1 protein-coding gene is annotated in these 1,455 nt (G+C 68.3%); it reads left to right on the top strand.

Features of this window, described 5'->3' with window-relative positions; translation table 11 throughout:
• Window positions 1-99 precede the first annotated feature (99 nt).
• Window positions 100-1,425 (top strand): ISL3 family transposase, encoded by a 1,326-nt coding sequence (locus tag C665_RS19550; RefSeq protein WP_004265459.1) that lies wholly within the window; start codon window positions 100-102, stop codon window positions 1,423-1,425.
• Window positions 1,426-1,455: the final 30 nt, after the last annotated feature.

Below are 1,455 nucleotides of genomic sequence, written 5' to 3'. Positions count from 1 at the left end.
CTCAACAACAAACCGTGTGATCGGTGGTACAACGCCCCGATCTTGACCGCACCCGCACCCGCACCCGCACCCGCACCCGCACCCGCACCCGCACAGACCATGAGCTCTCCGATCGAAGCCCTCTTCACCACCGCGCTCGGCCTGCAGCCGCCCTGGTACGTCGCCAAGGTGGACCTCGACACCGCGAAGCGGCGGATCGACTTCGAAGTCGAGCACGCCGGCAAGCGCGTGCCCTGTCCGGCCTGTGGGGCGGCGCATCAGCCGGTCCACGATCGAGTGCGGCGCAGCTGGCGTCACCTGGACTTCTTTCAGTTCGAGGCGTGGCTCCATGCCGACATCCCGCGCGTGCAGTGCTCGGGCTGCGGCAAGACCACGCAGCTGCCGGTGCCGTGGGCTCGCGAGGGCAGCGGTTTCACGCTGCTGTTCGAGGCGCTGGGCCTGTCCCTGTGCAGCGAGTTGCCCGTGCGCCAGGCCGCCGCCCAGATGCGCGTCGCGCCCAAGCGGCTGTGGGGGCGGATCCGCCATTACGTTCACGGTGCACGCGCTCGGGATGACATGTCGGGCGTGCGCTACGTCGGCATCGACGAGACCAGCGTCAAGCGCGGGCACGCGTACATCACCGTGGTGCATGACCTGGAGGCCAAGCGCCTGCTGTTCGCCACGCCCGGGCGAGACCACGCGACCCTGCAGGCCTTTGCCCAGGACCTGCGCGCGCACGGTGGCGAGCCGGAGCGGATCGAGCACGCCTGCATCGACATGAGCGCGGCCTACGCCAAGGGGATTGCCCAGGCGCTGCCCACGGCGCAGGTCAGCTACGACCGTTTCCACGTCGTGGCCCTGGCCAATACGGCGATGGACGAGGTTCGCCGCGAGGAGATGCGCAGCGCCGCAGCCGCGGTCCGCGCGGCGGCCGGTACGGGAAACAAGAAGACGCTGCGCCAGCTGTTGTGGGCGATGCGCAAGAACCCGCCGCAATGGACGCCGGCACAGTGCGACGCGATGAACTGGCTGCAGCGCTCGGGCCTCAAGAGTGCGCGGGCGTGGCGGATGAAGCAGGGCCTGCGGCTCGTCTACCGCGAGGCGGCGGCGAGCAACTGCGAAGAGGTCGCCCGCGGGGCCTTGATGAAGTGGATCAGTTGGGCCCGACGCTCTCGCCTGGAACCCTTCAAGCGGCTCGGCGCCACGGTCAAGGCGCATCTGGGCGGCGTGCTCCGCGGCATGCTCGACGGGCGCAGCAACGCCTACGTCGAGGCGATGAACGGGCAGCTTCAGCAGACGAAGACCGCCGCCCGAGGCTTCCGCAACCTCGACAATTTCATCGCCGTCGCCTACCTGCGCATGTCCAAGCTCGAGCATCTACCGAAGAACCCCATGGTGCCGGCGATCCCCCGCGAATACGGGCGCTACCGTCATGTTTGTTGTTGAGTCAATTTCCACTGGAAAGGGCATAGAGCC

This window comes from Thauera aminoaromatica S2 (assembly GCF_000310185.1).
GTDB lineage: Bacteria > Pseudomonadota > Gammaproteobacteria > Burkholderiales > Rhodocyclaceae > Thauera > Thauera aminoaromatica.
This window is presented reverse-complemented; position numbering and strand designations above follow the sequence as displayed.

What these genes read in the sequence shown, in the direction of transcription:
- C665_RS19550 (WP_004265459.1), top strand. Translation starts at nt 100, where the DNA reads ATGAGCTCTCCGATCGAAGCCCTCTTCACCACCGCGCTCGGCCTGCAG.